This window comes from Streptomyces sp. NPDC026515 (assembly GCF_055567595.1).
The window spans coordinates 406,867-431,605 of the sequence record NZ_JBVHQD010000007.1 but is presented as its reverse complement, the minus strand read 5'-3'; the positions used below and the strand labels follow the sequence as shown (position 1 = coordinate 431,605).

Annotated in this window: 23 protein-coding genes and 1 riboswitch; of the genes, 17 read left to right on the top strand and 6 right to left on the bottom strand. The window is 72.1% G+C overall.

Annotation, left to right across the window (positions count from 1 at the left end; genetic code table 11):
- Positions 1 to 59: 59 nt before the first annotated feature.
- Together trpD and ACZ4O3_RS17375 are read left to right on the top strand one after the other, a co-directional pair.
- Positions 60 to 1,124: an anthranilate phosphoribosyltransferase gene (gene trpD / locus ACZ4O3_RS17380; RefSeq protein WP_467722799.1), complete on the top strand. Its 1,065-nt coding sequence runs from the start codon at positions 60 to 62 to the stop codon at positions 1,122 to 1,124.
- Between the two features lie 99 nt (positions 1,125 to 1,223).
- A riboswitch (SAM riboswitch) is annotated at positions 1,224 to 1,340 on the top strand.
- Between the two features lie 142 nt (positions 1,341 to 1,482).
- On the top strand, positions 1,483 to 2,859 hold the full coding sequence (locus ACZ4O3_RS17375) for an aminotransferase class V-fold PLP-dependent enzyme (protein ID WP_467722797.1): 1,377 nt from the start codon (positions 1,483 to 1,485) through the stop codon (positions 2,857 to 2,859).
- 152 nt (positions 2,860 to 3,011) lie between these two features.
- On the opposite strand, the gene ACZ4O3_RS17370 is transcribed toward ACZ4O3_RS17375, so the two are convergent.
- Together ACZ4O3_RS17370 and ACZ4O3_RS17365 are read right to left on the bottom strand one after the other, a co-directional pair.
- Positions 3,012 to 3,293, bottom strand: coding sequence for an Lrp/AsnC family transcriptional regulator (locus ACZ4O3_RS17370; RefSeq protein WP_024882613.1), 282 nt, complete (start codon positions 3,291 to 3,293; stop codon positions 3,012 to 3,014).
- A complete protein-coding gene (locus ACZ4O3_RS17365; protein WP_362715434.1) occupies positions 3,290 to 4,033 on the bottom strand; it encodes a rhomboid family intramembrane serine protease in 744 nt (247 codons plus the stop codon). The genes ACZ4O3_RS17370 and ACZ4O3_RS17365 overlap by 4 nt, the downstream gene beginning before the upstream one ends.
- 152 nt (positions 4,034 to 4,185) lie before the next feature.
- Here ACZ4O3_RS17365 and ACZ4O3_RS17360 point away from each other — a divergent pair, with 152 nt between their 5' ends.
- The 5 genes from ACZ4O3_RS17360 (at position 4,186) to ACZ4O3_RS17340 (ending at position 9,602) form a co-directional block, all read left to right on the top strand.
- Positions 4,186 to 4,425 (top strand): hypothetical protein, encoded by a 240-nt coding sequence (locus tag ACZ4O3_RS17360; protein WP_009309707.1) that lies wholly within the window; start codon positions 4,186 to 4,188, stop codon positions 4,423 to 4,425.
- 40 nt (positions 4,426 to 4,465) lie between these two features.
- Positions 4,466 to 5,809, top strand: coding sequence for an NYN domain-containing protein (locus ACZ4O3_RS17355; protein WP_384989674.1), 1,344 nt, complete (start codon positions 4,466 to 4,468; stop codon positions 5,807 to 5,809).
- A 210-nt stretch (positions 5,810 to 6,019) separates the two neighbouring features.
- Positions 6,020 to 7,054: a C40 family peptidase gene (locus ACZ4O3_RS17350; protein ID WP_362730303.1), complete on the top strand. Its 1,035-nt coding sequence runs from the start codon at positions 6,020 to 6,022 to the stop codon at positions 7,052 to 7,054.
- Between the two features lie 265 nt (positions 7,055 to 7,319).
- Positions 7,320 to 8,336 carry a C40 family peptidase gene (locus ACZ4O3_RS17345; protein ID WP_467722795.1) on the top strand — a complete coding sequence of 339 codons (1,017 nt, stop codon included), beginning with the start codon at positions 7,320 to 7,322 and terminating at the stop codon, positions 8,334 to 8,336.
- Between the two features lie 27 nt (positions 8,337 to 8,363).
- Complete coding sequence (locus ACZ4O3_RS17340) at positions 8,364 to 9,602, top strand: hypothetical protein (RefSeq protein WP_467722793.1); 1,239 nt, start codon at positions 8,364 to 8,366, stop codon at positions 9,600 to 9,602.
- A gap of 12 nt (positions 9,603 to 9,614) precedes the next feature.
- Here the strand turns inward: ACZ4O3_RS17340 and ACZ4O3_RS17335 are convergent, their stop codons facing one another.
- On the bottom strand, positions 9,615 to 10,883 hold the full coding sequence (locus tag ACZ4O3_RS17335) for a glycosyltransferase 87 family protein (RefSeq protein WP_467722791.1): 1,269 nt from the start codon (positions 10,881 to 10,883) through the stop codon (positions 9,615 to 9,617).
- Positions 10,884 to 10,993: 110 nt separating this feature from the next.
- Here ACZ4O3_RS17335 and ACZ4O3_RS17330 point away from each other — a divergent pair, with 110 nt between their 5' ends.
- Both ACZ4O3_RS17330 and ACZ4O3_RS17325 read left to right on the top strand, forming a co-directional pair.
- Positions 10,994 to 12,136 carry a glycosyltransferase family 4 protein gene (locus ACZ4O3_RS17330; RefSeq protein WP_384989669.1) on the top strand — a complete coding sequence of 381 codons (1,143 nt, stop codon included), beginning with the start codon at positions 10,994 to 10,996 and terminating at the stop codon, positions 12,134 to 12,136.
- A 73-nt stretch (positions 12,137 to 12,209) separates the two neighbouring features.
- Positions 12,210 to 13,844: a GMC oxidoreductase gene (locus ACZ4O3_RS17325; RefSeq protein WP_362725704.1), complete on the top strand. Its 1,635-nt coding sequence runs from the start codon at positions 12,210 to 12,212 to the stop codon at positions 13,842 to 13,844.
- Between the two features lie 4 nt (positions 13,845 to 13,848).
- Here the strand turns inward: ACZ4O3_RS17325 and ACZ4O3_RS17320 are convergent, their stop codons facing one another.
- On the bottom strand, positions 13,849 to 15,645 hold the full coding sequence (locus tag ACZ4O3_RS17320; RefSeq protein ID WP_467722789.1) for an AMP-dependent synthetase/ligase: 1,797 nt from the start codon (positions 15,643 to 15,645) through the stop codon (positions 13,849 to 13,851).
- A 316-nt stretch (positions 15,646 to 15,961) separates the two neighbouring features.
- Here ACZ4O3_RS17320 and ACZ4O3_RS17315 point away from each other — a divergent pair, with 316 nt between their 5' ends.
- From ACZ4O3_RS17315 to ACZ4O3_RS17290, 6 genes are all read left to right on the top strand, one after another.
- The gene (locus tag ACZ4O3_RS17315) at positions 15,962 to 16,759 is read left to right on the top strand and encodes a metallophosphoesterase family protein (protein WP_362725710.1); all 798 of its coding nucleotides are present in this window, start codon (positions 15,962 to 15,964) and stop codon (positions 16,757 to 16,759) included.
- 123 nt (positions 16,760 to 16,882) lie between these two features.
- A complete protein-coding gene (locus ACZ4O3_RS17310) occupies positions 16,883 to 17,323 on the top strand; it encodes an SRPBCC family protein (protein ID WP_384989663.1) in 441 nt (146 codons plus the stop codon).
- 146 nt (positions 17,324 to 17,469) lie between these two features.
- Entirely contained in the window at positions 17,470 to 18,624 is a 1,155-nt protein-coding gene (locus tag ACZ4O3_RS17305) for an ArsA family ATPase (RefSeq protein ID WP_467722786.1), read from the top strand.
- Between the two features lie 63 nt (positions 18,625 to 18,687).
- Positions 18,688 to 19,149, top strand: coding sequence for a DUF5304 domain-containing protein (locus tag ACZ4O3_RS17300; protein WP_362732266.1), 462 nt, complete (start codon positions 18,688 to 18,690; stop codon positions 19,147 to 19,149).
- A 171-nt stretch (positions 19,150 to 19,320) separates the two neighbouring features.
- Positions 19,321 to 20,274 carry an ROK family glucokinase gene (locus ACZ4O3_RS17295; protein WP_467722785.1) on the top strand — a complete coding sequence of 318 codons (954 nt, stop codon included), beginning with the start codon at positions 19,321 to 19,323 and terminating at the stop codon, positions 20,272 to 20,274.
- Positions 20,275 to 20,399: 125 nt separating this feature from the next.
- Positions 20,400 to 21,146: an endonuclease/exonuclease/phosphatase family protein gene (locus ACZ4O3_RS17290; protein WP_467722783.1), complete on the top strand. Its 747-nt coding sequence runs from the start codon at positions 20,400 to 20,402 to the stop codon at positions 21,144 to 21,146.
- A 41-nt stretch (positions 21,147 to 21,187) separates the two neighbouring features.
- On the opposite strand, the gene ACZ4O3_RS17285 is transcribed toward ACZ4O3_RS17290, so the two are convergent.
- Together ACZ4O3_RS17285 and ACZ4O3_RS17280 are read right to left on the bottom strand one after the other, a co-directional pair.
- Entirely contained in the window at positions 21,188 to 21,748 is a 561-nt protein-coding gene (locus ACZ4O3_RS17285) for a hypothetical protein (RefSeq protein ID WP_362728647.1), read from the bottom strand.
- The gene (locus ACZ4O3_RS17280) at positions 21,741 to 22,520 is read right to left on the bottom strand and encodes an alpha/beta hydrolase (RefSeq protein WP_362728645.1); all 780 of its coding nucleotides are present in this window, start codon (positions 22,518 to 22,520) and stop codon (positions 21,741 to 21,743) included. The genes ACZ4O3_RS17285 and ACZ4O3_RS17280 overlap by 8 nt, the downstream gene beginning before the upstream one ends.
- A gap of 180 nt (positions 22,521 to 22,700) precedes the next feature.
- Here ACZ4O3_RS17280 and ACZ4O3_RS17275 point away from each other — a divergent pair, with 180 nt between their 5' ends.
- Both ACZ4O3_RS17275 and macS read left to right on the top strand, forming a co-directional pair.
- Positions 22,701 to 23,435 carry a lysophospholipid acyltransferase family protein gene (locus ACZ4O3_RS17275; RefSeq protein ID WP_467722780.1) on the top strand — a complete coding sequence of 245 codons (735 nt, stop codon included), beginning with the start codon at positions 22,701 to 22,703 and terminating at the stop codon, positions 23,433 to 23,435.
- A gap of 78 nt (positions 23,436 to 23,513) precedes the next feature.
- Positions 23,514 to 24,728 carry a MacS family sensor histidine kinase gene (gene macS, locus ACZ4O3_RS17270; protein WP_467722778.1) on the top strand — a complete coding sequence of 405 codons (1,215 nt, stop codon included), beginning with the start codon at positions 23,514 to 23,516 and terminating at the stop codon, positions 24,726 to 24,728.
- Positions 24,729 to 24,739 lie beyond the last annotated feature (11 nt).

The following is a 24,739-nucleotide window of genomic DNA, read 5'->3' as shown; positions in this document are numbered from 1 at the left end:
AGCTGGATAGGGTAGCCCTGAGGACCTCTGTTGCCCGTACGACGATCAGGAGCGGCTTTATGAGCGCTGTGACCCCCGCTGGAGGCGACACCGCGGCGGGCCGTTCCTGGCCCGGGGTGCTGAACGCGCTGCTGTACGGCCAGGACCAGAGCGCGGACGCGACGGCCTGGGCGATGGACCAGATCATGCGCGGCCAGGCGACCGACGCCCAGATCGCCGGCTTCGTCGTCGCCCTGCGGGCGAAGGGCGAGACGGTCGACGAGATCAACGGCCTGGTCCGCACGATGTACGCGCACGCCAATGTCATCGAGGTACCGGGCCGCACGGTCGACATCGTCGGCACCGGCGGCGACGGCGCCAAGACGGTGAACATCTCGACCATGTCGGCGCTGGTGGTGGCCGGCACCGGGGCGAAGGTCGTCAAGCACGGCAACCGGGCCGCGTCCTCCGCGTCCGGCGCCTCGGACGTGCTGGAGAAGCTCGGCGTCAACCTCGACCTGACCCCGCGACGCGTCGCCGAGGTCGCCGAGGAGGCCGGCATCACCTTCTGCTTCGCCGTCAAGTTCCACCCGGCGCTGCGCCACGCAGGCGCCGCCCGCGGCCAGCTGGGCATCCGCACGGTGTTCAACATCCTCGGCCCGCTGACCAACCCCGCGCAGGTGCGGTCCCAGGCGGTCGGCGTCGCGGACCCGCGCATGGCACCGGTCGTCGCGGGCGTCTTCGCCGAGCGCGGCAACTCCTCCCTGGTCTTCCGCGGCGACGACGGCCTCGACGAACTGACCACCACCGCCACGTCCCACGTCTGGATCGTCCGCGACGGGAAGGTCACCGAGGAGACCTTCGACCCGCGGGACGTCGGCATCGAGCTGGTCCCGGTGGAGGCGTTGCGCGGCGGCGACCCGTCGTACAACGCGGAGGTCGCGCGCAGGCTCCTCGACGGCGAGGGGGGCCCGGTGCGGGACGCGGTCCTGCTCAACTCGGCGGCGGCACTGGTCGCCCTGGACCCGGGTACCGGGACACTCGCCGAGCAGATCCGCGCCGGCATGGACGAGGCGGCGGAGTCGATCGACTCGGGCGCGGCCAAACGGGTGCTGGAGCGCTGGGCGGCGGCGACCAACCGGTAGGCGCCCGGCGGAAGGAGAAGGTGGCGCCGGCGCTCCGGCCCGTCCGTCATCCGGACACAGGTTGCGCGCCGGCGATCACCTCATCTACGTTTCCCCACAGGTCATGAGTGACAGTCACAAGGCCCCGGCCGACTGTCCGGCAACCCTCCGTCCGTGGCGGGGTGCCCCGGGTGAAGACCAGGCCGTAGGCAGCGAGGTCTGCGGCAAGCGCGGATCCCTCACGCTCTGTTCATGAGCACGACCCAGGGATCCTGGTCATCGAGGGAGTCTCCCGTGAGCAAGCGAATGCGCTAGGGCGTCGAGCCCCCCTTCCGCGCACCCTTCTTCACTTTCTTCTTTCCTCTCACGGGAGTTCGCCATGTCCGTCTCCACCGCTGTCTCCGCCCAGTCGGTCTGTGCCCCTCTGCCCGTTCTGGGGCGGGATGTCACCGTCCCGCTCGTCACCGGTGGCGAGGTCGGCTACGCCGCCCTCGACTACGCGGCCAGCGCCCCCGCGCTCCAGCGGGTCTGGGACGACGTGGCGGCGTACGCGCCCTACTACGGCAGCGTCCACCGCGGCGCCGGCTACCTCTCCCAGCTCTCCACGGACCTCTTCGAGAACGCCCGCCGGACCGTCGCCGAGTTCCTCGGCTGCCGCCCCGACGACCAGCTGGTCTTCACCCGCTCGACCACGGACTCCCTGAACCTTCTGGCCCGCGCCCTCCCCGCCGGCTGCCAGGTCTTCGTCTTCGAGACCGAGCACCACGCGAGCCTGCTGCCCTGGCAGGACGCCCGGGTCAGCTACCTCGACGCCCCGCGCACCCCGCGCCAGGCCGTCGAGACCCTGGAGAAGGCTCTCGCCGCCCGTCCGGAGGCCGCCGACGGGGGCCGCGGCCCGGCCCTGGTCTGCGTCACCGGCGCCTCCAACGTCACCGGCGAGCTGTGGCCGGTCCGCGAGCTGGCCGCCGCCGCGCACGCGCAGGGCGCCCGGATCGTCCTGGACGCCGCCCAGCTGGCCCCGCACCACCCGGTGAGCGTCCGGGAGCTGGACGTCGACTGGATCGCCTTCTCCGGCCACAAGCTGTACGCCCCCTTCGGCTCCGGCGTCCTGGCCGGCCGTGCCGACTGGCTGCGGGCGGCCGAGCCGTACCTCGCGGGCGGCGGCGCCAGCCGCAAGGTCACCCGGCGCGAGGACGGGGGAGTGGCCGTGGAGTGGCACGACAGCGCCGCGCGCCACGAGGCGGGCTCCCCGAACGTCATCGGGGCCTACTCGATCGCCGCGGCCTGCAAGGCGCTGACCGAGGCGGGCTTCGAGAATCTGGTCGCCCGCGAACGGCACCTGATCGCCAAGGTCCGCGCGGGCCTCGCCGAGGTCCCCGAGGTCCGTGTGCTCTCCCTGTTCGGCGACGACGCCCCACGGGTGGGCGTGCTCTCCTTCGTCGTCGAGGGCTGGAACAGCTCCCACTTCGCCGCGGCCCTCTCCGCCGAGTACGGCATCGGCGTCCGCGACGGCCTCTTCTGCGCCCACCCGCTGGTCAGGACCCTGCTGGGCTCCGACCCGCAGACCCAGGGCGAGTGCGGCGCGCCGGAGGCGGCACCGGGCGAGAAGTCCCTGAACGCCATCCGGGTGAGCTTCGGGGCGGGAACGCCGGACGAGCACGTGGAGCGCTTCGTGGCGGCGGTCCGGGAACTGGTGACCGACGGTGCGAAGTGGTCGTACCGCACGGAGGGCGGCCGCTGCGTCCCGGCGGTCTGATCCCGGCCGGCGCAAGAGGCGGCCGGCCCAGGGGTGCGCAGAGCCGCCCGCCCAGCCACGGCGCACCCGCAGGAGACCACGGTGCGGGCCGGTGGGGGCCGGCCGCGCAGTTCCCCGCGCCCCCGACGGGGCGCTCCAGTGAGCGGCGTTCGCTAGCTGTCCAGGCCGATCGCGAACGCCGCCTCCAGGTCGTGCTGGGAGTACGTGCGGAACGCGACGTGCGTGTCCGTGCCCTCCACGCCCTGGATCTTGCTGATCCGGCCCGGGATCACCTCGGCCAGGTCCTCGTGCTCGCGCACCCGGACCATGGCGATCAGGTCGTACGTACCGGTGACGGAGAAGACCTCGCTGACGCTGTCCAGCGCGGCGATCTGTTCCGCGATCTCGGGGATTCGGTCCACGCTGGTCTTGATGAGGACGATCGCGGTGATCACGGCTGGTTCTCTCCCTCGGGAGCCGGAGCTGGGGCGGCCTTCACTTTAGTCCCACGGCCGTACCGCACCCACGCGTAGCCGAGGCCGAGCCCGAAGCCGACCAGGTGGGCGAGGTAGGCGACGCCGGGGCCGTCGGTCGCCTGGTTCAGGGCGAGCCACTGCAGGGCCGCCCAGAAGGGGAGCACCACCCAGGCCGGGAACCGGAGCGGAAGGAAGAAGAGGAACGGCAGGAGACTGGTCACGCGGGCGTTGGGGAACAGGTACAGGAACGCTCCGAGGACCGCCGAGATCGCCCCGGACGCCCCCACCAGCGACTGCTGGGACGTGGCGTTGGCGGCCGCGTAGCCGAGCAGTGCGAGATAGCCGCAGCCGATGTAGAAGAGGGTGAACTCCACGCGCCCCATTCGCTCCTCGGTCATCGCCCCGAAGACGAAGAGGAAGAGCATGTTGCCGAGGAGGTGCACCCAGCTGCCGTGGATGAACAGTGCCGTGGCCGGGGTCAGCACCTCCCGCACCGGGCCGTCGAACAGGTCGGCGGGGACCACCCCCCAGCGCCGGAAGTACGCGCGCTGGGCGGCCGCCAGGGCGTCCCCGGTGCCGTAGGACGGGTTGAAGCCGGACGCCGGGCCGACCAGGAAGATCAGGCAGCACACGGCGATCAGGGTGTACGTCATGGGGGCCGACGTCCCCCTCAGGCTCCGCAGGGTCCGCACGGCGGTCGGGTTCCAGTTGCCGATCATGGACATAGAGCATGGCGTAACAGGACGCACCGGTGCAGATCGCCTCGCCGCCGCGGACAGGGCGGCGTCGAGTACTCGCCAGGCCGTAGGGTAACGAGCCACACGCGTCGGGACGGCGCGTCACGGACACTAGAAGGAAGCGAACAGTCACGATGACGGTTCCCCTGCCGACCGCCACGACGCGGTGGCGCTGCACCCTGTGCGGCAACCTCACGCGGTTCGACGTGACCCGCTCGTCGAAGGTCGTGGAGTACGTGCACCTCGACCTGGCCGGTGAGCCCAAGGTCGAGGAACGCGAGGTGGTCAGTGAGACCATCGAGTCGGTGCGCTGCCGCTGGTGCAACGCGGTGGACCAGGTGGAACTTGTGGACAGGCCGGGTGCCGACTCCTGAGACCGGGAGGCGGCTCCGCACAGGTGATGGGGTGTGACGGATGGTGGAGACCACAGGCGGGGGGCCGGGCGACGGCACCGCCGAGGTGCTTGACCGTCCGTTGCCCGATGGCGTGCGACGGCGTGTCGTCCAGATCGTCTCGGACGGCTTCGGCGGCCTGACCGTCGCCGAACTGCCCGCCCAGCTGCGGCAGTACGCCCGGTTCGCCCCGAACCGCCGGGCCAAGTTTGCCGGGAACGCCATGGCGACCGCGCTGGAGACGGACACCCTCTTCCGGCAGCGGATCGGGGAGAAGCTCAGAGAGGCCCAGCCGGAACTCGCCGGCGCCCTCGACTCCGGCTCCCCGCCCCCGGCCGCGGACCCGCTCGACGTGGCGGCCGCGGCCTACGTGCTGCGCCCCACGGGCTGGGTGAAGCTGGTGGCCGCGGCCGGCGAGGAGGCCCAGCGGGCCGACGCCGAGCGCGCCGACGAGGAGAGCCGGGCCGAGCTGGAGCGGCTGCGCGAGGAACTGGACCGGGCCCGGGAGCAGACCCGTTCCGAGACCGAGCGGCTGCGCGCCGAACTGGACTCGGCGAAGAAGGAAGCGGAATCGCTTCACCGCAAGCTGCGCGCGGCCCACAGCGACGTCAAGCGCGGCGAGGCCGCGCTGCGCAAGATGCAGGCCGAGATGGAGTCGGTACGCGCCGAGGGGCAGGTCCAGCTGTCCGGGGCCGAGAGCGAGGGCCGGCGGCTCAAGGCCCGGCTCGGCGAGGTCGAGGCGGCCCTGGAGGCCAGCCGCCGGGCCGCCCGTGAGGGGCGCAGCGTCGAGGACATGCGGGTGCGGCTGCTGCTCGACACCGTTCTGGAGGCCGCCCAGGGGCTGCGCCGCGAACTGGCACTGCCACCGGTGTCGGTACGGCCCGCCGAGACCGTGGACGCGGTCGAACCGGGACGGATGACCCCGAAGGACATCGCGGCCCGGGCGCTCTCCGAGAACGACCCGGCCATTCTCAACCAGTTGCTCGCCCTGCCCCAGGCGCACTTGGTGGTCGACGGCTACAACGTGACCAAGACCGGCTATCCGCAGATGCCGCTGGAGAAGCAGCGGCTGCGGCTGCTCGGCCAGCTCTCCCAGCTCGCCGCGCAGACCGGTGCCGAGGTCACCTGCGTCTTCGACGGCGCCGAACTGGCCGCGCCGGTGCTGCTCGCCCCGCCGCGCGGGGTCCGGGTCCTCTTCTCCAAGCCCGGTGTCACCGCGGACGAGCTGATCCGCCAGCTGGTGCGCGCCGAACCGCCCGGCCGGCCGGTGATCGTCGCCTCGACCGACCGCGAGGTCGCCGACGGGGTCGCCAAGGCGGGTGCCCGTCCCGTCGCTTCTGCGATGCTTCTGAAGCGACTGTCCTGAAGGTTCAACGGACATATGCAATGCCCGAATTGACCGATCGGTCACGCAACGTAGCGTCAATCGAGCATCACGGCACGTGAGTTATGTGCAAAGAGTGCGTTGCGTGACCAGATTTTTCGCTGATGGGTTTGAACTGATCACGGGAAGGTCACTAGGGTCGGGCCTCGAACCTCCACACGGGTGATCACTCAAACGAAGGAGCCCGTCTCCGTGGCGTCCCATCGTCGACCCAGGCAGCCCAGTCGCGCGCGCGTGACCGTGCTGACCACCGCAGCCGCCGCTGCTGTCGTCCTCAGTGCCAACGCCGCCAACGCGGCGCCGAGCGAGAAGCTGAGCAAGGACGAGGTCAAGGCAAAGGTCGACAAGCTCTACGAGCAGGCCGAGCAGGCCACCGAGAAGCTCGACGGGGCCAAGGACAAGCAGCAGAAGCTGCAGAAGGAAATCTCCACGATCCAGGACAACGTGGCTCGTGGTCAGGAGGACCTCAACAAGCTGCGGGACAGTCTCGGTTCGCTGGCGACCGCGCAGTACCGCTCGGGCGGCATAGACCCCTCGGTGCAGCTCTTCCTCTCGTCCGACCCGGACGACTACCTCGACAAGGCCTCCACGCTCGACCAGTTGAGCGGCCAGCAGGTCGAGGCCCTGAAGAAGATCCAGGACAAACAGCGCGAACTCGCCCAGGAGCGGGCGGAGGCCACCGACAAGCTCAAGGACCTCTCCGCCACCCGCACCGAGCTGGCCAAGCAGAAGAGCGCCGTCCAGTCGAAGCTCGCCGACGCGCAGAAGCTCCTCAACACCCTGACGGCCAAGGAGAAGGCCGCCCTGGACGCCGAGCAGGCGCAGGCCGCCAGCCGCGCCTCCTCCCGCGTGGACCTCGGCAACACCGGTTCCGCCTCCGGCCGGGCCGCCGCCGCCTTCTCCGCCGCCCAGTCCGTGATCGGCTCGCCGTACGTCTACGGCGCCTCCGGACCGTCCTCCTTCGACTGCTCGGGTCTGACCTCCTGGGCCTACGCCCAGGCCGGCGTCACCATCCCGCGCACTTCCGAGGCCCAGGCCAACGCGGGGACCCGGATCTACAGCCAGAGCGACCTCAAGGTCGGCGACCTGGTCATCTTCTACGGCGACTACCACCACGTCGGCCTCTACGCGGGCAACGGCCAGGTGCTGCACGCCCCGCACACCGGCGCCTCGGTGCGCTACGAGGCGATCGGCAACATGACGTTCGAGTTCGGCGTCCGGATCTGACCGCAGCGGGTCACGGCGACATTCGCACGATCCAAGATCAACCCCGCGGGGCGCCCGAACGGGCGAATCCTGACAACCGAAGATGACTCCACGCCCCGCCGGTGACCTGCGTCAGCGGCGGGGCGTCACGTTACGTGGCCGCCGATGGTCTTTGGTCAGGCCGTGGTCGCACGGCTACTGTCTGCCGCGTTTCCTCCGGTGCCGGGGCATCCCCCGTCCCCGGCACCGGAGGAAGCGGTATCCGTCCGCCGGCAGAAGGACCACCGTGGGGTTTCACCGCCGTCTCGCACCGTCCGGGCTCAACCGGGGCGCCGGTGCCGCCCTCTGTGCGCTGTCCGCCGTGGCGGCCGCGCTCGGTGCCGTACCTGCGAACGCGGCCTCGAGCGGGCACACCCGCGCCGAGGTGGACCGTCTGTACCGGCAGGCCGAGGAGGCCACCGAGGCCTACAACAAGGCCGGCGAGCGGGCCGCGGCGCTGCGCCGCGAGGTGAACGGCGCCCAGGACCGCATCGCCCGCCGGCAGCAGGACGTCAACGGCATGCGCGAGGCGCTCGGGTCGCTGGCCGGCGCCCAGTACCGCTCCGGCGGCATCGACCCCACCGTCGCCCTGCTGTTCTCCGACGGCCCCGAGGACTACCTCGACCGGGCCTCCCTCCTCGGCCGCATCGACGTCCGCCGGGCCGGGCAGCTCAGGGAGCTCCAGGGGGCGATCCGCGAACTCGCCCAGGAGCGCACCGAGGCCGCCGGCAAGCTCGCCGAGCTGGAACGAAGCCGCAGGGCGGTCGCCTCCCGCAAGGCCACCGTCGAGAAGAAGCTCGCCACGGCCCGGCGGCTGATCGCCGCGCTGCCCGCCGCCGACCGCGCCGCCTTCGAGCACGCCTCCCGGGGCGACGGCCGTGCCGGCCTGCCCGATCTCTCCGGCGCCACCGCCCCCGACGGCCGCGCCGCCGCCGCGGTGGCCGCGGCCCGTGCCGCCGTCGGCAGGCCGTACGTGTGGGGCGCCAGCGGTCCCGCGGGCTTCGACTGCTCGGGCCTGATGCAGTGGTCGTACGCGCACGCCGGCATCCACCTGCCGCGCACCTCGCAGGAACAGCGCTACGTCGGCCGCCGGATCCCGCTCTCCCAGGCCCAACCCGGTGACCTGGTCGTCTACCGCTCCGACGCCAGCCATGTCGGGATGTACGTCGGCAACGGACAGGTCATCCACGCCCCCTACCCGGGCGCCCCGGTCCGCTACGACCCGGTCGGGATGATGCCCATCTCCTCCGTCACCAGGCCCTGACTTCCGGGCCCCGACCCGTACGATCGGATGGTGGCTGGTGGCGGACGGGCGTGGGCTTCGGGAGCGGTGGGGCTGTGCCTGCTGCTCCTGCCGCTGACGGGATGCGGCGGCGGGCGGACGGCGGGCGGACCGGCCGTGGCCGAGGTGCAGCAGGTCCTGGACCGGCGCGCGGCCGCCGTCCTCGCTCATGACCAGCGGGCCTACACCGAGACCGGCACCCGGGCCTCGTACGCGGACCTGCGGGCCGTACCGCTCGCGGAGTGGAGCTACCGGCTGACCGCCCTGCACCCGGACGGCGCCGGGGCCACCGCCGAGGCCCGGCTCAGCTACCGCATCCAGGGCTACGACAGGGCCCCGGTCACCACCGACCGGGCCCTGACCCTCAGCCGCACCGCCGACGGCCACTGGTACGTCGCCGCCGACAAGCCCGGCCGCAAGGCCGGGCAGCAGCTCTGGGACCAGGGCACGGTGACGGCGGTCGAGGGCGCGCACAGCCTGGTGCTGGGCGTCGGCCAGTCCGGGGACACCCTGCGGGAGTACGCGGGTCTCGCCGACACCGCCGTCCCCGCGGTCTCCAAGGCCTGGGGCACGCAGTGGACCCAGCGGGTGGTGCTGGTCGTCCCCAGGTCGCTGAACGGCATGGCGGGTCTGCTGGGCGCCCCCGCCTCCAACTACCGGGGCATCGCCGCCGTCACCACCGGCGAGGTGACCGAAGCGAACGGAGGGTCCTCCCCCTCGAAGACCGGGGCAGGCTCCGGCCGGACCCCGGCGGACCGGGTCATCCTCAACCCGGAGGCGTACGCCGTCCTCGGCTCGGTCGGCAAGCAGGTCGTCCTCACCCATGAGACGACCCATGTCGCCACCCGCACCCACACCTCGGCGGCCACCCCGCTGTGGCTCTCCGAGGGGTACGCGGACTGGATCGGCTATCTCGGCACCGGCCGTACCGCCTCCGAGGCCGCACCGGAACTGGCCCGCGCCGTGCAGGACGGGGATCTGCCCGAGGACCTCCCGGTGGACAAGGACTTCGGCTTCACCGACGACCCCACCAAGCTGGCCGAGGCCTACGAGGGCGGCTGGCTGGCCTGCCGGATGATCGCCGCCCACTGGGGCCAGGAGCGGCTCGGCGCCTTCTACCGGGCCGTCGGCGCCCACCAGGGCCGGACCGGTGCCGTCGAGGACGCGCTGCGCGGCGAACTCGGCACCACTTTGGCGGACTTCACCGCACGCTGGCGTGACTATCTGACGGATCAGCTCGGCGAGTGAGGCGGCCCGCGCTCAGGAAGGGACCGAGGTCTCCGTCGCGGGGGCGGCCCGGGCGGGCAGCGCGGCGGCCGGGGTCCCGGTGACCGTGGAGCGCCACAGCTGCCGGGCCGCCGTGACCGTCGCCGCGAGCAGCAGACCGTTGCGCAGGAACAGCAGGGTGACGCCGTACCAGTCGCTCACCACCACGTGCGAGAAGCCGACCGGGAACTCCAGGACCGTCACGAAGGTGGCCAGCAGGACCAGGACCGCCGGCAGCGTCATCCGGCCGGCCCGGAAGCAGAGGCAGACGGCGGCCAGGCCCACCAGCCACACCATGTACTGCGGGCTGATCACCCGGCTGGTGACCGTGAACATCAGGACGGCCGTGAACGCGGCGTCCGCGAGCGTGTGGGACCGGAACCGGGCCGCGCACAGCCGCCACAGGAGCAGCCAGCCGAACGCGCACGCGGTGAGCACCAGGGCCGCCGCGCTCACCGCCTTCACGTGCGGGCCGAGGAACTCGATCGAGCCGTAGTTCAGCAGCACCTCGCCCCGCCAGCCGTGGTGCCGGGCGACGTGCAGGACCAGCGCGCCCAGCGACTCCACCTCGGTGCCCCGGTCCCGCTGGAAGGTCAGGAAGGCGAACGCGCCCGGCATGGCCACCGCGAAGAGTGCCCCGACCAGGCCCGCCGTGACCGCCGCCGCCCCCCAGGCCCGCCGCCCGGGGGTCCCCCCTCGCAGGGTCCCGCCTCTGGGGGAGGCACCCGCCAGCAGCAGCGCCGGCCACACCTTGACCATCGCGCCGAAGCCGGCCAGCACGCCCGTCAGCCGGGGGTGCCGGGCCCCGGCGAGCAGCGCGGCGACGGCGACGGCGGTGACCATCAGGTCGTAGCGGGAGTAGACGGTCGGGCCGAGCAGCGGCACGCCGGCCACCCAGATCCAGGCGCCGCGCAGGGTCCGGCCGGGCCGCAGGCCGGTGTAGAGGAGCAGGCAGAGCACCACCAGGTCGGCCAGGAAGGCCAGCACGAAGAATGCGGTCGGGTAGTCCAGGAAGGGCAGCAGCCCGGGGGCGAGGATCGCCAGGGCCGCCGCGGGCGGGTACTGCCAGGTGACGTCGTCCAGCGGAAACGTTCCGTGCCGCAGGACCTCGTACCACCCCTGGTAGATCACCGACACGTCGGACGTGACGTCCGCGCCCGGGAACACGAACACCCTCAGTACGAACAGCACCAGCACCAGCCGGGTGGCACCCCAGACGGCCAGCAGCAACCCCAGGGCACGCCTCTCGCCGGTCCTGTCCACCTGAGCCCCTGTCCGTCGCGCTGCCTGGGAGTGCGCCCATGATCTCCCGCCGGGCTGTGCGAGGGCCATGAAGCACGGCCGGACACGCTGTGCGGGTAAGGTCGGCCGCGATGCACAAGACCCTCATCGTGACGAACGACTTCCCGCCCCGGCCGGGGGGCATCCAGGCCTTCCTGCACAACATGGCCCTGCGGCTGGACCCGGAGCGGCTCGTCGTCTACGCGTCCACGTGGAAGCGGAGCCGGGAGGGCGCCCTGGCCACCGCCGCGTTCGACGCGGAGCAGCCCTTCACCGTCGTACGCGACCGTACGACGGTGCTGCTGCCCACGCCGGGCGCGACCCGGACGGCGGCCGGGCTGCTCCGGGAACACGGCTGCACCTCCGTGTGGTTCGGGGCGGCGGCGCCGCTCGGGCTGATGGCGCCGGCGCTGCGCAGGGCCGGCGCCGAGCGGCTGGTGGCCACCACCCACGGGCACGAGGCGGGCTGGGCCCAGCTGCCCGCCGCCCGGCAGCTGCTCGGGCGGATCGGCGAGGCGACCGACACGGTCACCTATCTCGGCGAGTACACGCGCTCCCGGATCGCCACCGCGCTCAGCCCGGCCGCGGCCGGCCGGATGGTGCAACTGCCGCCGGGGGTGGACGAGAAGACGTTCCATCCCGGGTCCGGGGGCGCCGAGGTGCGGGCCCGGCTGGGGCTGAGCGAGCGGCCGGTGGTCGTGTGCGTGTCCCGGCTGGTGCCGCGCAAGGGACAGGACACGCTGATCCTCGCGATGCCGCTGATCCTGGCCGCGCAGCCGGACGCGGTTCTGCTGATCGTGGGCGGCGGGCCCTACGAGCGGGAGCTGCGGCGCCTGGCCCGGGAGACGGGCGTCGAGGCGTCGGTGCGGTTCACGGGAGCCGTGCCGTGGGCCGAGCTGCCCGCGCACTACGGCGCCGGTGACGTCTTCGCGATGCCCTGCCGGACCCGGCGGGGCGGGCTGGACGTGGAGGGGCTCGGGATCGTGTACCTGGAGGCCTCGGCCACCGGGCTGCCGGTGGTGGCGGGGGACTCCGGCGGGGCCCCGGACGCGGTGCTGGACGGGGAGACCGGCTGGGTGGTGCGGGGCGGGTCGGAGGAGGAGACCGCCGAGCGGATCATCGTGCTGCTGGCGGACGCGGAGCTGCGGCGGCGGATGGGGGAGCGGGGGCGGCAGTGGGTCGAGGAGCGGTGGCGCTGGGATCTGCTGGCGGAGCGGTTGAGGGCGTTGCTCTAGAGAACGGGGCCGCGTTGTCACCAACCGTGTCGCAGCTCTAGGCGGAACCGGAAAATCCGCACATGCTGCGCGCATGACAGCAAAACTGATGCAGCGTCAGCTGACGAGACGTCACATCCTGGGCGTGATCGCCCTCCAGACCGCCGCCGCGGCCGGTCTCACCCGCATCGGGCTCCAGTCGGCGCAGGCCGCCGAGGAGGCGGCCGCCGTCGACAACGCGCCCGCGATCGTGGTGGGTTCCGGGTACGGCGGGGCCGTGGCCGCGCTCCGGCTCGGGCAGGCCGGCGTACGGACCCTGATGATCGAGATGGGGCAGCTGTGGAACACGGCGGGCTCCGACGGCAAGGTCTTCTGCTCCACCGCCGCCCCGGACAGGCGATCCATGTGGTTCAAGTCCCGCACGGAGGCGCCGCTCGCCAGCTTCCTCTGGCTGGACGTCGTCAACAAGGACATCACCCCCTATCCCGGCGTCCTGGACCGGGTGCACTACGACAACATGTCCGTCTACGTCGGGCGCGGAGTGGGCGGCGGCTCGCTGGTCAACGGGGGGATGGCGGTCACCCCGCTCCAGTCGTACTTCGCCGAGCAGTTCCCGACCGTCGACGCGAGCGCGATGTACAACACGTACTACCCGCGGGCCCGTTCCATGCTCGGCGTCAACACCGTCGACGCCGCCTGGTTCGAGTCGACCGAGTGGTACCGGTTCACCCGGACCTCCAGGAAGGCCGCCGCCAACGCCGGCCTCAAGACCACCTTCGTACCCAACGTCTACGACTTCGGCTACATGCAGAAGGAGGCCGCCGGCACCGCCACGAAGTCCGCGCTCGCGCAGGAGGTCATCTACGGCAACAACTACGGCAAGAAGAGCCTCGACAAGACGTATCTCGCGGCCGCGCTCGGCACCGGCAACGTCACCATCCACACCCTGGAGAAGGTGCGGTCCATCAGCCGGGCGGCTGACGGCAGCTGGCTGCTCGGCGTCGACCGGATCGACGTGACCGGGGCGGTCGTCGAGCACAAGCAGTACAGCTGCACCTACCTGTTCCTCGGCGGCGGCAGCCTCGGGACCAGCGAACTGCTCGTGCGGGCCCGGGACACCGGGGCGCTGCCCGCGCTCGACTCCAGTGTCGGCGCCGGCTGGAGCACCAACGGCAACACCATGCTCGGGCGCGCCAATCACATCTGGGACACCACCGGCGCCAACCAGGCGACCATGCCGGTGATGGGCATCGACGACTGGGCCAACGCCGACAACCCGGTCTTCGCGGAGATCGCCCCGCTGCCCATCGGGTTCGAGACCTGGGTCAGCCTGTACCTGGCGATCACCAAGAACCCGCAGCGGGCGTCCTTCACCTACGACTCCGCGAGCGACGGGGTGAGGCTGGGCTGGACCGCGGCCCAGAGCGCGGTCTCGGTCGCCATGGCCAGGAAACTGTTCGACCGGATCAACCTGGCCAACGCCACGATCTACCGGTACGACCTGTTCGGGCCGGGCAGCAAGGTGTTCGCGGACGACTTCTGCTACCACCCGCTGGGCGGCTGCGTGCTGGGCAGGGCGACCGACGACTACGGCCGGGTGAAGGGGTATCCGAAGCTGTACGTCACGGACGGCTCACTGGTGCCCGGGAACATCGGCGTGAACCCGTTCGTGACCATCACCGCGCTCGCCGAGCGGACGATGGAACGGGTCCTCGCCGAGGACATGTGAGCCGCTACTTGGCGTAGAGGGCCTCGATCTCGTCCGCGTAGTCCTTCGCGACCACATTGCGCTTGAGCTTCAGGGACGGCGTGAGGTGGCCCGACTCCTCCGAGAACTGGGAGGACAGAATGCGGAACTTCCGCACCGATTCCGCCTTCGACACCGCGGCGTTGCCGTCGTCGACAGCATCCTGGACCGCCGATACCAGATCCGGGTCGTCACGCAGCGACGCCGCGGTGGAACCGGCCGGCTTGCCGTGGTCGGCCGCCCAGCGGCCCAGGAACTCGTCGTCGATGGTGACCAGCGCGCCCACGAACGGCCGCCCGTCGCCCACCACCATGCACTCCGCGACCAGCGCGTGCGCGCGGATGCGGTCCTCGATCACGGCCGGGGCGACGTTCTTGCCGCCCGCGGTGACGATGATCTCCTTCTTGCGGCCGGTGATCCTGAGGTAGCCGTCCTCGTCCAGGGTGCCGATGTCGCCGGTGTGGAACCAGCCGTCGGCCAGTGCCTCGGCACTCGCGCCGGGGTTGTTCCAGTACTCCCGGAACAGGTGCTCGCCGTGCAGCAGCACCTCGCCGTCGTCCGCGATGCGGATCACCGAGCCGGGCAGCGGCTGACCGACCGTGCCGATCTTCTGCCGGTCCCAGGGATTGAACGCGGTCGCGGCACAGGACTCGGTCAGGCCGTAGCCCTCCAGGACCGTGAAGCCGATGCCGCGGAAGAAGTGGCCCAGGCGCTCGCCGAGGGGGGCGCCGCCGGAGATGGCGTACTCGCCCCGGCCGCCGAGCACCGCACGCAGCTTGCTGTAGACGAGCCGGTCGAAGGTCCTGTGCTTGATCTTCAGCCCGAGGGACGGGCCCGACGGCGTGTCCAGTGCCTTGCTGTACGCGATGGCGGTGTCCGCGGCCTTGTCGAAGATCTTGCCCTTGCCGTCCGCCTGCGCCTTGGCACGCGCCGAGTTGTAGACCTTCTCGAAGACCCGCGGGACGCCGAGGACCAGCGTCGGCCGGAACGCGGCCAGTTCGTCGGTGAGGTTCTTGACGTCCGGGACGCAGCCCAGCTTGATCGGCGCCATCATCGGGGCGATCTGCACGAGCCGGCCGAAGACGTGCGCCAGCGGCAGGAAGAGGAGGACGCTGCACTCGCCGGTGCGGAACAGCGGGCGCAGCCGCTCCACGATGTTGCCGCACTCGGCGAAGAAGTTGCGGTGGGTCAGGACGCAGCCCTTGGGACGGCCCGTCGTCCCCGAGGTGTAGACGATGGTGGCCGGGTCGTCGGCCTTCGCCTGTGAGCTGCGCTCCTCGACGGTCGCGTCCGTGACGCCCTGGCCGAGCCGGCCCAGCTCCTCCAGGCCGCCGGCCTCGATCTGCCAGACCTGCTTGAGCGCCGGCAGCGTCTCGCGCACCGACTCGACGGCGGCCGCATGGGTGTCGAGTTCCACGACGCAGGCGGTCGCGCCGGAGTCGCTGAGGATCCACTGCACCTGCTCCGGCGAGCTGGTCTCGTACACCGGCACGGTGACCGCGCCGGCGCACCAGATCGCGAAGTCGAGGAGCGTCCACTCGTAGCGGGTGCGGGACATCAGGCCGACCCGGTCGCCCGGCTGCACGCCGGAGGCGATGAGGCCCTTGGCGGCCGTGTGGACCTCGGTCAGGAAGGTGGTGGCGGTCACGTCCTGCCAGACACCTCCGACCTTGCGGGCCATGACGGCGGCATCCGGATGCTGCGCGGCGTTTCTGCGGACGATGTCGGTCAGATTGCCGTCCGCGGGGACCTCGTACAAAGCCGGAAGGCTGAACTCGCGCAAGACTGCTGCTCCTCATAGGGCGCCGGCGCCACGACGTTGTGCGATGCGACGGTGCGGTCCACGGCTCGGGCAGGTACTCAGGGCTTCGCCACGGGCCACATGATCCGTTGATTGAAATCCTGAGCACGACTGGACTGCCCGGACGTTACCCGCCGGTATAGCTTTTTCGACAGGGGGTCCCGGCGAGATGTTCCGTGCGTCACACAGGTGGGTGTTCCTTCGCGTACGGTAGTCCACGGCTTTAGTGACTGACCAGTAACCGCAGGTCCGGCCACCGCCTGTTCACGTTTGCCGCACAGGCCTACGCTTGATCACCATGGCAGCCACACCATCCGGCAACCGGAAGACCCGAGTCCATGTGGTCAGCGACGTACACGGCAACGCCCGTGACCTGGCCAGGGCCGGCGACGGTGCCGACGCCCTGATCTGCCTCGGCGACCTCGTCCTCTTCCTCGACTACGCCGACCACGCGCGCGGCATCTTCCCCGACCTGTTCGGCGTCGAGAACGCCGACCGCCTCGTCGAACTCCGCACCGCCCGCCGCTTCGAGGAGGCCCGGGAGCTGGGGGCACGGCTGTGGGGCGGGATCGGCATGGACCGGGCGACCGCCATCGAGAAGGCGGTGCGCAAGCAGTACGCCGAGATGTTCGCCGCGTTCCCGACACCGACGTACGCCACCTACGGCAATGTCGACATCCCGCCGCTCTGGCCGGAGTACGCCGGACCGGGCACCACGATCCTCGACGGGCAGCGGGTGGAGATCGGCGGCCGGGTCTTCGGTTTCGTCGGCGGCGGACTGCGGACGCCGATGCGCACCCCCTACGAAATCTCCGACGAGGAGTACGCGGCCAAGATCGAGGCGCTCGGCGAGGTCGACGTGCTGTGCACGCACATTCCGCCGGAGGTGCCGGAGTTGGTGTACGACACGGTGGCGCGCCGTTTCGAACGGGGCAGCCGGGCGCTGCTCGACGCCATCCGGCGCACCCGGCCGCGTTACTCGCTCTTCGGACACGTCCACCAGCCGCTGGTGAAGCGGATGCGGATCGGGGCCACCGAGTGCGTGAACGTCGGGCACTTCGCCGGTACCGGCCGGCCCTGGGCACTGGAATGGTGACGACGGCCCCGGACGGCGGTGAAGTCGCCTGGTCGGACGCGCGGTAGCCTTCACGCTGCACACGCGTGCGCACGCGTGCGGCGACCCTCTTCTTACCGGCCCGCATCTGGAGGAGCCACGGCGATGGCGGAACACACCAGCTCGAGCATCACGATCGAGGCGGCCCCGGCCGACGTCATGGCGGTGATCGCCGACTTCGCCCGTTATCCGGACTGGACCGGTGAGGTGAAGGAGGCGGAGGTGCTGAAGACCGACGCCCTGGGCCGGGCCGAGCAGGTCCGTCTCGTCATGGACGCCGGTGCGATCAAGGACGACCAGACGCTGGGCTACACCTGGACCGGGGACGACGAGGTGTCCTGGACGCTGGTGAAGTCCCAGATGCTGCGATCGCTCGACGGGTCGTACCTGCTCAAGCCGGCCGGCGCCGGGGCGACCGAGGTCACCTACTCGCTGACGGTGGACGTGAAGATCCCGATGCTGGGGATGATCAAGCGCAAGGCCGAGAAGGTCATCATCGACCGGGCGCTGGCGGGGCTGAAGAAGCGGGTGGAGGCGGGCGCGTAGCAGCCGGCCGTACGGTTGCGCGCAGAGTCGTGCCGCACGGGGCGGCACGGGCGGGCGCGGCGGCACCCTGCCGACGCCGGTGAGTGACACCCCCGTGCGCCCGCTGCGGCGAGAGCCCACCCGGACGTCCGTTACGGTTCACCCCCATGCGCACCATCCTGATCACCGGACCCGGCGGCAGCGGCCGTACGGCCGTCGCCGCGGCCACCGCTCTGCGCGCCGCGGGCGAGGGCACCCCGACCCTCGTGCTCGGCGCCGACCGCACCGACACCCTCGGCGCGGCCCTGGGCACGGCGACAGGGCCCGCGCCGGCCCGGGTGACCCCCACCCTCACCGCCTGGCGCCCCGACGCGGCCGCCCGGTTCCGGGAGGACCTCACCGCCTTCCAGACCCGCGCCGCGAGCGTCCTGGACCTGCTGGGCGCCTCTCGCCTGGACGCCGAGGAGCTCACCCCGCTGCCCGGCGCGGAGGAGCTGTCCCTCCTGCGCGCCCTGCGTGACGCCGCCCTCTCCGAGCGCTACGACCTGCTCGTCGTGGACCTGCCGCCGGCCCCGCAGGCCCTCGGCCTGCTCGCCCTCCCCGAGGAGTTGCGCCGCTATCTGCGCCGGCTGCTGCCTCCCGAGCGGCAGGCGGCCCGCGCCCTGCGCCCCGTCCTCGGGCGGCTGGCCGGCGTCCCCATGCCCTCCGACTGGCTCTACGAGACGGCGGCCCGCTGGGACGTCGAGCTGGCCGCCGTGGAGGCCGTCCTCGCCGACCGCCGCACCGCCGTACGCCTGGTCGCCGAGCCCGGCCCGGCCGGCGCCGACGCCGTCCGCAGCGCCCGCCTCGGTCTCGCCCTGCGCGGCCTGCGCACCGAGACCCTCGTCGTCAACCGCGTACTGCCCGAGGACACCCCCCTGCACGGTCTCGTCGCCCAGCAGCGCAAGGCCCTCGCCGACTGGACGGAGACGTTCGACGTCACCGTCGTGCCGCACCTCGGCCACGACCCGCGCGGCGCCGAGGACCTCGCCGCGCTCGCCGTGCCCGGCGTCAACACCGCGCCCGCGCCGGTCGAGTGGCCCGTCGCCGACCGCATCGAGGAGGACGGCGTCCTGGTCTGGCACATCCCGCTGCCCGGCGCGATACGGGACGGCCTCGACCTCGTGCGGCGCGGCGACGAACTCGTGATCACCGTGGGCGGCTTCCGCCGGATCGTCGCGCTGCCGTCGGCCCTGCGCCGCTGCACCGTCGCCGGGGCCGCGCTGCGCGACGGCGAGCTGCGGCTGCGCTTCGCGCCCGACCCGGATCTGTGGCCGCGCTGACAGTGAATCCGGTACGCCCGTTCGGGTAACGTCGTAGGGACGAACCGTAGTCAGGAGTCCGTCATGAGCGAAGAGCGCCCCACAGCCGACGCCTCCGAGGCCGCGGACGACGTACGGGTCGCCGACGCCGACGCCTGGGCCACCGCCTGTGCCGAGGACCTGGCGGCGGAGAAGGCCCGACGCCGCACCCAGTACGGCCCGCCCCCGGGATCGGCCGCCGACGAACTGCGCAAGCTGGTCGACGCCGTCGCCGACAAGCTCTCCGGCATCCAGACCCCGCTTCTCGGGGCCGTCGCCGGGCCCGCCGCCCAGCAGGTGGTCCGGCAGGTCGTGCAGCAGGCGAAGAACGCCGTCGAGCCCGTCATAGAGCGCAACCCCGACGTCTTCGACCACCTGGCCGCGGCCGGCAGTGAACTCCTCGCCGCCTACCGCTCCGCGGTGCAGGCCCAGGAGGCCCGCTGGACCGCCGGTGACCGCGACAAGGGCGACGAAGCCGGCCCCGGCGAACGCATCGACCTCGACTGACCGCCCCTGAAGGTGCCGCCGTCGGGCTTCCACCTGCCCGCGGGCGTCCGGCACGCCCCCACGGGGCACCCCCCACCGCGTCCCGCGTCCCGCGGGCGGACGGCGGGAACCCGACGGCAGGGCCTCGGGTACGGTTGGCCGTAGCGGGGTTCGACCGAAACTGAGGGATTCATGGGACTCACCATCGGCGTCGACATCGGCGGCACGAAGATCGCGGCCGGCGTGGTCGATGAGGAAGGCAACATCCTCTCGACCCACAAGGTGCCGACCCCGGGCACGCCCGAGGGCATCGTGGACGCCATTGCTTCCGCCGTAGAGGGTGCGCGCGCCGGGCACGAGATCGTCGGCGTGGGCATCGGTGCCGCCGGCTACGTCAACCGGCAGCGCTCCACGGTCTACTTCGCGCCCAACATCGACTGGCGCCAGGAGCCGTTGAAGGAGAAGGTCGAGGCCCGCGTGGGCCTCCCCGTGGTCGTGGAGAACGACGCCAACGCGGCGGCCTGGGGCGAGTACAAGTTCGGCGCCGGCAAGGGCCACCGCAACGTCATCTGCATCACGCTCGGCACCGGCCTCGGCGGCGGCATCATCATCGGCAACAAACTGCGCCGCGGCCACTTCGGCGTCGCCGCCGAGTTCGGCCACATCCGCATGGTCCCGGACGGGCTGCTGTGCGGCTGCGGCTCGCAGGGCTGCTGGGAGCAGTACGCCTCCGGCCGCGCCCTCGTCCGCTACGCCAAGCAGCGCGCCAACGCCACCCCGGAGAGCGCCGAGATCCTGCTGGCCCTCGGCGACGGCAGCCCCGAGGGCATCGAGGGCAAGCACATCTCCGTCGCGGCCCGCCAGGGCGACCCGGTCGCCGTCGACTCCTACCGCGAGCTCGCCCGCTGGGCCGGCGCCGGCCTCGCCGACCTGGCCTCCCTCTTCGACCCCTCCGCCTTCATCGTCGGCGGCGGCCTCTCCGACGAGGGCGAACTGGTCCTGGACCCGATCCGCAAGTCCTACAAGCGCTGGCTGGTGGGCGGCAACTGGCGCCCGGTGGCCGAGGTCATCGCCGCCCAGCTGGGCAACGAGGCGGGCCTGGTGGGCGCGGCGGACCTGGCCCGGGAGCCCGACCCGATCATGTAGCGGCCCGTAGGGGCGCGGGGCGGTAGCCGGCATGCGGCTACCGCCGCGTGGGCGCGGTCAGCCGCGATGCACCGGAGGCCGCCCACCCGTCTCGCGCCCCGCCCGGTGGGCGTACATTGATCCACATGGCGCCGCTCCCCAACTCCCACACAGAGCCCGACGGTTCCGCCGTCATCCGCGTCCTCAGCTACAACATCCGCTCCCTGCGGGACGACACCGGGGCGCTGGCCCGTGTCATCAAGGCCTGTGCCCCCGACCTGGTCCTCGTCCAGGAAGCGCCCCGGTTCTTCCGGTGGCGCAAGAAGCTCGCCCGCCTGGCCGCCGCCTGTGACCTGGTGATCCTCACCGGCGGCGGGACCGCGGCCGGTCCGGCCGTCCTCTGCGACCTCCGCGCCACCGTGGAGCGCACCGAGGACGTGCTCCTGCCCCTCACGCCCGGCCTGCACCGCCGCGGCTTCGCGACCGCCGTCGTCCGCTTCGGCGGCGCCCGCCTCGGCGTCGCCAGCTTCCACCTCAGCCTGCAGCAGGAGGAGCGCTACGAGCAGGGCGGCATGCTCCTGGACCGGGTCGCGGGCATGGGAGTGGAGCACGCCGTCGCCGGCGGCGACCTGAACGACCGCCCCGACGGCCGTACCTTCCGCCGCCTGGCCACCGCCTTCCAGGACTGCCGTACCACCGCGCCCTGGGGCGGCGAGTTCACCTCCGGGTCCACCGACCCCCACCAGCGCATCGACGCGATCTTCGCGACGAAGGGCATCGAGGTGCTCGGCTGCGGGGTACCCCTGGACCAGCCGGGCGTGGCGGCCGCCGACCTCGCCGGGGCGACGGACCATCTGCCCGTCCTGGCCGCGCTGCGGGTGCCCGCGGCCTGATCCGGAGCGGCCGGACGGAGTCCGGCGCGCCGGAGGCGACCTCAGACCACGGCACCGCGTCCCGGGTCGTCGTCCTCGTCGTCCGTCTTCATCCTGGTGACCAGGGTGCCGAAGCCGCCGAGGAACCCGCCGATGCCCAGCGTCGCCAGCCACCACGTCATGTCCCAGCCGAGCAGCACCGCGAGCAGGAGCAGGATCGGCCCGCCCACCACGCCCAGCCAGGCGAACCTGGCCGTCGTGTCGGCCATCGGCAGCGGCGGCGGCTCGGGCGGCACGAAGTGCCCCTCGTCGTCATCGTCGAAGTCGTCCTCGGACGGCTCGGGTGCCGTGTAGTCCCGCGGGCCCACCCCGGGCGCGAAGGAGACGGAGCTGCCCAGCGGCTGCACGGGCCGCTGCTCCTCGGCCGCGCCCGGTTCGGCGGTGTCCTCCTCGGCGGGCGGCAGGGCCAGATCCTCCACCGGCTTGTAGGGTTTCGCGCCCGGCGGGTCCGGCGGCTCGTCGCCGTACCCCGCGACGATCGCCGCCCAGGCGGCCGCCTCGTCGAAGGGCACCCCTTTCTCGTCCGGCTCGCGGTCCTCGCGGTCGGAGTCGTGCTCAGCCAACTGCGGCCGTCCCTTCCTTGCCGACACTGGGTGCGAGCCGGCCGATGAAGGCAAGGCTCTCCTCGAAGATCCGGTCCGCATCGTTGTCCAACGTCGCCACGTGGTAACTCTGTTCCAGCACTACCTCGGTTACGTCCGTGGAGGACACCCGGCTCAGGATCCGGGCCGAATCGACCGCCGGAACCACATGGTCCTCGGCGCTGCGCAGCAGCAGCAGCGGCTGGGTGACCTGCGGCAGCTCGCCGTCCACCCGGCGGAAGAAGTTCCGCAGCGAGTGCGCGGCGTGCAGCGGGACCCGGTCGTACCCCACCTCGGCGGCGCCCGGCTTGGCGATGTCGCTGGCGATGCCCGGCCGGGTGCGGACGAGGTGCCGGGCCACCGGAAGGGCGTACGCGGACAGGCCGTGCACCTTGTTCGCCGGGTTGACGATCACCACGCCGTCCACACCCGTCCCGTTCTTCGCGGCCAGGCGCAGCGCCAGGGTGCCGCCCATGGACAGGCCCGCCACGAACACCTGGGAGCAGCGCTCGCGCAGCAGCCGCAGCTCGCGGTCGACCTCCGCGTACCAGTCCTGCCAGCCGGTGACCTGCATGTCCTCCCAGCGGGTGCCGTGCCCGGGCAGCAGCGGCAGGGACACCGCCAGGCCGTGCGCCGCGTGGTGCTCCGCCCAGGGGCGCAGCGACTGGGGTGAACCGGTGAAACCGTGGCAGAGCAGGACACCGGCCTCTCCGCCGTCATGGCGGTACGGCTCGGCTCCGGGGAGAACCGGCACCTTCGGTCTCCAATTCATGAGAGCGGGCAGGAAATGAGAGAGGCCCGAAAGACGACTTCGGATGTGCTTCACCGTACGCGACGGCACTGACACCGACCAGGGTCGTCGGGGCCATTCCCGGCGCCGCGGGTTAAGGTCTCATCCACGGAAACAGGAGGCACTCGGTTGTTGTACGGCGCGATGAAGGTCGCTATCGGGGGACCGCTGAAGGTCACCTTCAGGCCCTGGGTGGAGGGCCTGGAGAACGTTCCGGCCGAGGGCCCGGCGATCCTGGCGAGTAACCACCTGTCCTTCTCGGACTCGTTCTTCCTGCCCGCGGTGCTGGACCGCAAGGTCACCTTCATCGCGAAGGCCGAGTACTTCACGACCCCCGGCGTGAAGGGCCGTCTCACGGCCGCCTTCTTCAAGGGTGTCGGCCAGCTCCCGGTGGACCGCTCCGGCGGGCGCGGCGCGGGCGAGGCGGCGGTGCGCAGCGGCATGGACGTGCTGGAACGCGGCGAGCTGTTCGGCATCTACCCGGAGGGCACCCGCTCGCCCGACGGCCGTCTCTACCGGGGCAAGCCCGGCGGCCTCGCGCGCGTGGCGCTGGCGACGGGCGCTCCCGTCATCCCCGTCGCCATGATCGACACGGAGAAGATCCAGCCGCCCGGGCAGGTGATGCCCAAGCTGATGCGCCCGGGCATCCGGATCGGCAGGCCGCTGGACTTCAGCCGTTACCAGGGCATGGAGCACGACCGGTTCGTGCTGCGCGCGGTGACCGACGAGGTCATGTACGAGATCATGAAGCTGTCCGGCCAGGAGTACGTCGACATGTACGCCACCGCCGCCAAACGGCAGATCGCGGAAGCCGCCAAGGCCGAGAAGGAGGCGGCGAAGGAAGCCGCGAAGGCCGACAAGAAGGCCGCCGAGTCCTAGACCGGCGGCACGGGGGACCAGCGGGGGCTGGGTGGGGTGCGGGACTGCGGGACTGCGGGACTGGGGGGACTGGGGGAGATGACCAAGCGGGAACGCGTCATACGGATGTCGGTCGAGCAGCCCCTGTGGCGTGCCCTCACCGGCTACCGTGTGCTGACCCTGCTGTACGCGACGGGCCTGTTCGCGTCCGCCTATGACGAGTACGACCGTCCGGGTGTCGCGATCGCCTACTACGCCGTGCTGGCCGGCTGGACGCTGGCCACCCTGCCGCGCGTCCAGAACGCGGCCGCCTGCACCAAGCGCTTCCTCGCCGTCGACCTGGCGATCGCGCTCACCGGCATCGTGCTCACCCCCTGGGTGGTCACCCAGGTCCACATCGACCGCGGTGGCTCGACCCTGCCGTCGATCTGGACCGCAGGCTCGGTGCTCGCCTACGCCCTCAAGGGCGGCTGGCGCTGGGCCGCGTTCGCCTCCACGCCGGTCGCCGCCGCCAACCTGGTCGAACGCGGCCACCCGGCGCGCGACACCGTCCACAACGTGATCCTGGTCTGGGTCGCGTCCATCGCCATCGGGTACGTCGTCGAGGTGGCCCGCGCCTCCGAGCGCACCCTGGCCCGCGCCCTTGAGATCGAGGCGGCCACCCGGGAGCGGGAGCGGCTCGCCCGGGACATCCACGACGGCGTGCTCCAGGTGCTGGCCATGGTGCAGCGGCGCGGCACGGTCCTCGGCGGCGAGGCGGCCGAACTGGGACGGATGGCGGGGGAACAGGAGGTGGCGCTGCGCACCCTGGTCTCCGGCGGTCTGGTGCCGCTGTCGAGGGTCTCGGAGGACGAGGCCGAGGGCGCGGTCGTGCGCCTCGTGGAGGAGCCGGACGCCACCGGGTCCGTCGACCTGCGCGCGCTGCTCGCGCCGTACGCCGGGGCCCTGGTGAGTCTGGCCGAGCCCGGCGCGCCGGTGGAGCTGCCGGCGGGTGCCGCCCGCGAGCTGGCGGCCGCAGTCGGTGCCGCGCTGGACAATGTGCGCGCGCACGCGGGCGACCGGGCGCGGGCCTGGATCCTGGTCGAGGACGAGCCCGACGAGATCGTGGTGACCGTACGGGACGACGGCCCCGGCATCCCGGAGGGGCGGCTCGCCCAGGCCGAGGGGGAGGGGCGGCTCGGTGTGGCCCAGTCGATCCGCGGGCGGCTGCGCGACCTCGGCGGCGGTGCCGAGCTGTTCTCGGTTCCCGGGCAGGGCACGGAAGTCGAGCTGAAAGTACCGAAGGACTCCCTGGGGAAGGCGGAGCGGCGATGAGCATCAGGGTC